Below are 6,780 nucleotides of genomic sequence, written 5' to 3' on the forward strand. Positions count from 1 at the left end.
GGAACATGATTAATTAATAGTTAAGAAAGGAAAGTAAGAACTCATTTTAGTCAATTAGTCATTAAAAGATATCAAGTAACTAAATAAATTAGTCAAAGATTAAATGATTAAATTAATTTAGTAGCTGGTAATCAAAGAGATAGTTAATAAAATGAAACTTGTAGAAAATGATTAATTAGTTAATAATTAAAAAAAGATATAAGAATTCATTAATTATCAAAGATATCAAGTAACTAAATAAATTAATCAAAGATTAAATGATCAAAAAATTTAGTAGCTGGTAATCAAAGAGATAGTTAATAAAATGAAACTTATAGAAAATGATTAATTAGTTAATAATTAAAAAAGATATGAGAATTCGTTAATTATCAAAGATATCAAGTAACTAAATAAATTAATCAAAGATTAAATGATTAAAAAATTTAGTAGCTGGTAATTAAAAAGATAGTTAATAAATGAATACTTATTAAACTTGATTAAAAATAACTAGATTGGAAAAATGAAAAAGTTTGCAAAACTCAAAGAAGTATTTTGGAAGTTATTAAATAGATATTAGATTATAAAAGGATTTGAAAATGAAAGAGTTTCGAGAATTCATCAAAAATAATTATCCAATAAATAATTTATAAAAAATCATATAAGATGTAATGAAGCTAATTCAATTTTAGAATAAATCCTTTTTAAAGAAAGAGCATTTCGATAATTTAGTATGTAAGAATAAAAAACAATAGAGATAAGCAATAAAATTATTAGAGATAATGCGTAGATAGAGATAGTAGAATGAAAAATATTATCGAGATGCTCTATATAGAAGAAAAGAGGTGAAAAGTAAATCACCTCTTTTTATTTGGTTTTATGGATTAAATCGTTATCTTTTTAATCATTCGATAGATTAATTGTTTTAGTCTTAATCGCATTACAAAAATATTGATCATGTTCAACAAATAATAGAGTTGGCTGATATTTTAAAATCACTTCTTCTATTTGGATCCTAGTAAATATATCTAAATAATTCAATGGTTCATCGAAAATATATAAATTTGCTGGTGTTGCTAAACAATTTGCCAACATCACTTTCTTTTTTTGACCTTTACTAAAAGTGCTAATATCCTGAGTAAATAAATCTCTAGAAAAATCTAATTTCCGTAAAATAGTTTTAAATAATGAATGATCTAAATCTTCATTGATAATATAATCATCTAAAGTTCCTTTTAAGTGTTCGTCACTTTGTGATAAATAGGCAATTTTTAAATGTGGGCTAATCGTTACCTTACCTTGATAATTTGCATCTTCATTTACAATAAGCTTAATAATACTTGTTTTACCAGAACCATTGGCACCTGATAAATTAATTCGTTCCCCCTGATTGATCGAAAAATTAATATTTTTTACAATTGTCCTATTTTCATAAGTAATGCTTACATTTTCAAAATTAACTAATTTGTGTTTAGCTGAATTTATCGGTTGCATTTTTAATGCTTCAATTGTTTCAATATCTTTCAATAACCCCTTTTTTTCTTCAACTGCTTTATTTTGACGGCGTTGTAAATTTTTAGAACGCTGCATCATTTTAGCGGCTTTATGACCAACATATCCTTTATCAGGTTTAATTCCGGAAACTCGGGTATTTTTACTTTTTTCAACTTTATCTGACCAAATACCAGTTTGCCTAGCAGCCACTTGGAGTTTTTTGATATCTTTTTTTAGTTTTTCGTTCTTTTTTATTTCTAAATTATCTTGATTTTCTTTTTGTTGATACCAAGTCGTAAAATTTCCTTTAATAATATCAATACTATCACGATTCAAAGCTAAAACATGGTCAATACAATTATCTAAAAAATTACGATCATGGCTGACAAGAATAAAACTTTTTTTCTTTTTCAAATAATTACTTAATAAAACTCGGCCATGTAAATCTAAATGATTAGTCGGTTCATCAATCAGTAATAAATCATGCGGTTTTAAAAATAAAGCTGCCAGCATTACTTTAGTTTGTTCTCCATTAGATAATGTTTCAAAAGGCCGCCATAACACATCATCTTCTACTTCCAACAACGACAATTCTCGTTGTAACTGCCATAATTCAAAATCTAAAACAATTTCATTTACTATATCAATTGTAAACATTGACTTATCTTTAATATCATAAGGAAAATACTCAAAACAATAATTTGGTGTTATATATCCTTGATAACGATATTTAGACATCAATAAATCTAATAATGTTGTTTTTCCTTTACCATTTCTACCAATTAGTCCTAACTTCCAATTAGTATCAATATTAAAACTAACATTATTAAAGATATTTTCTATTTGATTATCATATTTAAATGATAAATTTTTAACTTCTAATAATCCCATCTACAATCCCTCCTAAGACAAAAAACTGCTGCAAGAAAATATATTCATGCAGCATAAAAAATCTTAATCAAGATATACGAATATTAAAGGACAATATATTTTCTTGCACACAAAAACAGTAAAACATTACTGCAATAAATTTTTTAGCAAGAAAATTTATACATCCTTTCACCTCATTTCAATATAATAATATCAAATTTAATCCTTTTTGCAACTATTTATTGATATTTTTCATTAACCGTATCAATAAAACACTCTAAAGCATTGACTTCATCATCAAAATAATATAAATCCAATATATCTTGTTCACTATAATTATTTTTGATCCAATTATATAGTATATTACGTTTATATGGTGTTAAACGGTTTAAATCCAAATGATGTTTTATGGTAATTTTTTTGACAGCTTCCATCATCATATCATATTCATCAATAATACAATCCTGATCATAATTACGCGCCATATATTCAACATATCCTAAAAATATTTCTTTAAACCGATCACCATCAATATCTTTAATATACTCTTTTAAACACATCACTAATAATTCTATATCTTTTTCTAACATATTCCTCACCACTTACTATTATAAACAAAAAAAGTACCTTTTTTCAAAGATACTTTTAATATTCAGTTATTTTTTATTAATAAAATTATTTTTTAATGCTTCTTTACAGCTAAATTGTAATCCAACTAAAGTAAAATCACTTAAATTGGTTACTTTTTTAATTTTAGGTAAATATTTACAAGGAATCATTTCTTGTAATGTTTCATCAAGATCATTAGCCTGTTCCAAATTGATACAGCTAATTGCCACAATTTCAGGATTAATTATTGCCGTTAAACAAGCAACAATCTTACTTAAAAGTTCAATTGTTCCATGTGGTGTCTGTAATAACTTCAATTGATCAACTTCACCTAATGGTAAATATTGAATCTCACCTGCACAGTTAGTTTTCCCAGTAATTAACTGTCCATTTATAACCACACCAACGCCACCAAAACTTTCGCCGGGCTGGAACAACAAACAAACATTTTCATAATTTTTTTCCATTAAATAAAAACCAATTGCCGCCATATTAACATCATTACCTAAGACGATTTTTTGACTATATTTATTTTTTAATAAAGAATACAGCTCTATATCATTAAAATTAACCAGTCCCGTAGAAGTTACTTTACCATCATTAATAATTCCCGGGATACTGATGCCAATAACTTTAATATTATCGAACTTAGCTAAAACGATATTAATAATATCATAAATATCATTGATTTTAACGGTTTTTTTAATAACTTCATCACTGTATATTTCTTCATCAGCTAAATTATAGACCCGGTAAATCAAATGAACCCGACGATATTCCTTATTAACTGAAATTGTTAAAAAACGCGAAAAATCACTATTTAAATAATAATAATCTACTATTTCTTCACTTTCAGGATCAATGACTCTTTCTTTTAAAACTTCATTAGTGTCTAATAAATCTTTAATTAAACTATTGACCGTCGCTAAACTAAGATTACTTGCCAGCGCTAATTGGTTTTTAGTACACATTTCATGATCTAAAAACGTGGCCAAGAGCTTATTTTGATTTCTTTGTCGTAAATTCTTAGTATCACTTATTTTCATGAATCTTCTTCCTCCTTATTATCAGACTCTTCACTAACAAGTTTCAACGCTCCAGAAAAATCATTAGTGGCAAAAATACGGGTAGGAATCAATAGGATCTTCTTCCCTGGTAAGCGCCGTTTAGCCTGGGGAACCATATAACCAACTTGAGGAGCAACTAAGATTACATCATATTCATCACCAATTTCAAAAATTCTAGAATAACCTGTTGCTTCAATTTTAAAAGGCAACTTTTCTAATTTTGCCAATTCTTGCATCTGATGGGCAAATAACGTAGTTGTAAGACCACCACTGCAGCATAAAAGAACTTGTAAAGATGGTCGATTAATTGCCTCTTTAGCACAATTAATCATTTCATTAAACAGTTCAACTGCATGATTAAAATAAGTTAATTGAAAATGTAAATAAAAAATCTTTTGATCACTTTTACGATCAGTTAACTCCTCTTCAAAAATACCATTACCATAAAAAATAATCTTTCCCTTAACAACATCATTTTCAATGATGATCGTTCGCTGATCCCGTTTTTCAATCGTTAATTTATTTTTACCATTTTGAAGCAAGATCCATTCAATATATACTAACGAATTGATATCTTGTAAAAACTCATCCATAAAAACACCACCACAAATATAAATATATCTCAATTATAATACATAATGTAACCGTTTACAAATTAGTTTAATCAATTTCTACTACCTGTTTATCATGTTTAAAAATCTCCCGTTTATTTTCATTATTTAAAACCAGCCGAAATACAACAAAATGACAATCTTGATCGCTATTATTGATAAACGTATGAATACTATCCTTTACTAATACCAGTTCATCTTTTTTAATTATTTCTTTTTTGATTTGATTATTTTCTAAATAATTTACTTCGATTTCGCCTTTGGTAATTAATATGGTTTCTTCAATGTTTTGATGAAAATGCCAAACTTGCTTTGTTTTTGGCGGAATTACATTTAAATGAATTTCATATTCATCAAATAAATAATAATTAACTTTCGTACCATCATCTTTAACTACATTAATTGCATCTGTTAATCTTTCTATTATTAATGACATTTTCTAAGCATATACCTCTCTTTCCTTTGAAATCCTAACTTTTGATATAAGCCAAGTGCTTCATTTGATGAATTTAAACAAAGAATTCCACATTTTTGTTCACCTATCTTAATTAATTCAGTTACTATTTTTGTCGCTATTTTTTGATGACGATATTGTTTTTCAACAAAAATATTAGTCAACTGCCCCATTATTCCACTAGGATTATCATTTGAAGGCATTACTTGATAAAGATACAACGTTCCACTTGCAACTATCCTATCATGTACATAACCTAAAATAGTAAAACAAGTATGGTTATTTAAACCATTAAAATAAAAATCTCTAATGTTATTAATCGTATCAGCACTAATTTTTTGCTTAGAAAACATCTTCAAATCTCTGATTCGTAATTCAACTAATAACTCTAGCTCTTTAATTGTTGCATATCTAAACTCAATCATCACGTTCACCTCATTAATAGCTTAGCACAAAAAATAAAATCAGCAAACTGCTGATTTTATTCTTGAGCATTTGAGTTATTTTGATACTGATCATCATATTCAACAATATGATTTTCATAGTCCAACTCATCTTTTTTAGCTGATTCAGTTTCTTTTTTGATCAAAATATCACCTCAAGTATATTATGACCATTAAAGCATTATTAAATCTAATAAATAACCACTTAATCCAGCTACTACTGAACCCAATAAAGCAATTCCGGCAGTAATAGTTAAAATTCCTCGTCCACTTAAATTAATATCATGTTTTTCCATTTTCTTATCCTCCTTAAAAGTATCTATTTATTCATCATTTTATTATTATTAGTTTATTTGTGTCTTTTAAAGACACTTTTAATATAATCCAATTTTCTCCTTTTGTCAACAAAAAATATCTTTTTAAGACACTTTTAGAAAAATAGAGTTGTAAAAAGATGAAAAAAATAGTAAAATTAAGACACAAGGAGGATTATTATGACTGGTGAAAGAATTAAAAAATTAAGAAAAGAAAAAGGGCTTACCCAAGAACAATTAGGAAATTTACTAGGTGTTAAAAAATCAGCAATCGCTAAATACGAAAATAATCGTGTTGAAAATCTAAAAAAAGAAACAATTCAAAAACTGTCAGAAATTTTTGATGTTTCCCCTTCATATTTTTTAGGTTTTAATGAAACTAATTTAATGCCAGTTACTGATTCGATTGTTATCCCCCTATATAATGATGTTAGCTGTGGTACAGGAATGTTTGTTGATGATAATATTGATGAATATATTTCCTTGCCAGAAACTTTATTATCAACAAATAAAGAATATTTTTGTCAATATGCCAGTGGCGATAGTATGATCGATGAAAATATTAATCCTGGTGATTTAATCGTATTTGAAAAAATAAGTAATTTAAGAAATGGTGACATTGGCTGTTTTACTATTGATGATAATATTGCTACTTGTAAGAAGTTTTATCGCGATAATAAAAATCATTGTATTATCTTACAGCCCGCTAATCCAGAATACTCGCCAATTGTCATCAATCAGGGAAATGAAGCCGGCTTTAGAATTATTGGTAAATTATCGTTAGTAATTAATAAAAGATAATTTAAAAACCTGATTTTTGAAGTGAACCCAATTTGTTGGACACTTATTTAAATTTATTTTTAAGCAGTTAATAGGGATTGGTTCCTGTATTGTACAGGAGTCAGTCCTTTTAATTTTTCTGTAATTCTTTGAGTATTATAA

General features: G+C 26.7%; 9 protein-coding genes. 1 reads left to right on the plus strand and 8 read right to left on the minus strand.

Going from position 1 to position 6,780, the window contains the following annotated elements; genetic code table 11:
• Positions 1 to 876 precede the first annotated feature (876 nt).
• The 7 genes from abc-f to J7M77_RS05300 form a co-directional block, all read right to left on the minus strand.
• Positions 877 to 2,361, minus strand: coding sequence for a ribosomal protection-like ABC-F family protein (gene abc-f, locus J7M77_RS05270; protein ID WP_296876736.1), 1,485 nt, complete (start codon positions 2,359 to 2,361; stop codon positions 877 to 879).
• Between the two features lie 218 nt (positions 2,362 to 2,579).
• Positions 2,580 to 2,930 (minus strand): hypothetical protein, encoded by a 351-nt coding sequence (locus J7M77_RS05275; RefSeq protein ID WP_296876738.1) that lies wholly within the window; start codon positions 2,928 to 2,930, stop codon positions 2,580 to 2,582.
• A gap of 66 nt (positions 2,931 to 2,996) precedes the next feature.
• Positions 2,997 to 3,995 (minus strand): ROK family protein, encoded by a 999-nt coding sequence (locus J7M77_RS05280; RefSeq protein ID WP_296876740.1) that lies wholly within the window; start codon positions 3,993 to 3,995, stop codon positions 2,997 to 2,999.
• Positions 3,992 to 4,609: a hypothetical protein gene (locus tag J7M77_RS05285; RefSeq protein WP_296876742.1), complete on the minus strand. Its 618-nt coding sequence runs from the start codon at positions 4,607 to 4,609 to the stop codon at positions 3,992 to 3,994. The genes J7M77_RS05280 and J7M77_RS05285 overlap by 4 nt, the downstream gene beginning before the upstream one ends.
• Before the next feature lie 67 nt (positions 4,610 to 4,676).
• Positions 4,677 to 5,063 carry a cupin domain-containing protein gene (locus J7M77_RS05290; protein ID WP_296876744.1) on the minus strand — a complete coding sequence of 129 codons (387 nt, stop codon included), beginning with the start codon at positions 5,061 to 5,063 and terminating at the stop codon, positions 4,677 to 4,679.
• Complete coding sequence (locus J7M77_RS05295) at positions 5,054 to 5,506, minus strand: GNAT family N-acetyltransferase (RefSeq protein ID WP_296876746.1); 453 nt, start codon at positions 5,504 to 5,506, stop codon at positions 5,054 to 5,056. Before J7M77_RS05295 ends, J7M77_RS05290 begins: the two co-directional genes overlap by 10 nt.
• 191 nt (positions 5,507 to 5,697) lie before the next feature.
• Positions 5,698 to 5,820: a hypothetical protein gene (locus tag J7M77_RS05300; protein ID WP_296876748.1), complete on the minus strand. Its 123-nt coding sequence runs from the start codon at positions 5,818 to 5,820 to the stop codon at positions 5,698 to 5,700.
• 198 nt (positions 5,821 to 6,018) lie between these two features.
• On the opposite strand from J7M77_RS05300, the gene J7M77_RS05305 reads away from it, so the two are divergent.
• Positions 6,019 to 6,639 (plus strand): LexA family transcriptional regulator, encoded by a 621-nt coding sequence (locus J7M77_RS05305; protein WP_296876750.1) that lies wholly within the window; start codon positions 6,019 to 6,021, stop codon positions 6,637 to 6,639.
• A 59-nt stretch (positions 6,640 to 6,698) separates the two neighbouring features.
• Here J7M77_RS05305 and J7M77_RS16840 read toward each other — a convergent pair.
• The coding region (locus J7M77_RS16840) for an IS3 family transposase (RefSeq protein WP_367236762.1) at positions 6,699 to 6,780 on the minus strand (82 nt) is incomplete at its 5' end.

The organism is Thomasclavelia sp. (genome assembly GCF_017889095.1).
Classification (GTDB): Bacteria; Bacillota_I; Bacilli_A; order Erysipelotrichales; family Coprobacillaceae; genus Thomasclavelia.

What these genes read in the sequence shown, in the direction of transcription:
- J7M77_RS05290 (WP_296876744.1), bottom strand. Translation starts at nt 5,063, where the DNA reads ATGTCATTAATAATAGAAAGATTAACAGATGCAATTAATGTAGTTAAA.
- J7M77_RS05300 (WP_296876748.1), bottom strand. Translation starts at nt 5,820, where the DNA reads ATGGAAAAACATGATATTAATTTAAGTGGACGAGGAATTTTAACTATT.
- J7M77_RS05280 (WP_296876740.1), bottom strand. Translation starts at nt 3,995, where the DNA reads ATGAAAATAAGTGATACTAAGAATTTACGACAAAGAAATCAAAATAAG.
- J7M77_RS05285 (WP_296876742.1), bottom strand. Translation starts at nt 4,609, where the DNA reads ATGGATGAGTTTTTACAAGATATCAATTCGTTAGTATATATTGAATGG.
- abc-f (WP_296876736.1), bottom strand. Translation starts at nt 2,361, where the DNA reads ATGGGATTATTAGAAGTTAAAAATTTATCATTTAAATATGATAATCAA.
- J7M77_RS05305 (WP_296876750.1), top strand. Translation starts at nt 6,019, where the DNA reads ATGACTGGTGAAAGAATTAAAAAATTAAGAAAAGAAAAAGGGCTTACC.
- J7M77_RS05275 (WP_296876738.1), bottom strand. Translation starts at nt 2,930, where the DNA reads ATGTTAGAAAAAGATATAGAATTATTAGTGATGTGTTTAAAAGAGTAT.
- J7M77_RS05295 (WP_296876746.1), bottom strand. Translation starts at nt 5,506, where the DNA reads ATGATTGAGTTTAGATATGCAACAATTAAAGAGCTAGAGTTATTAGTT.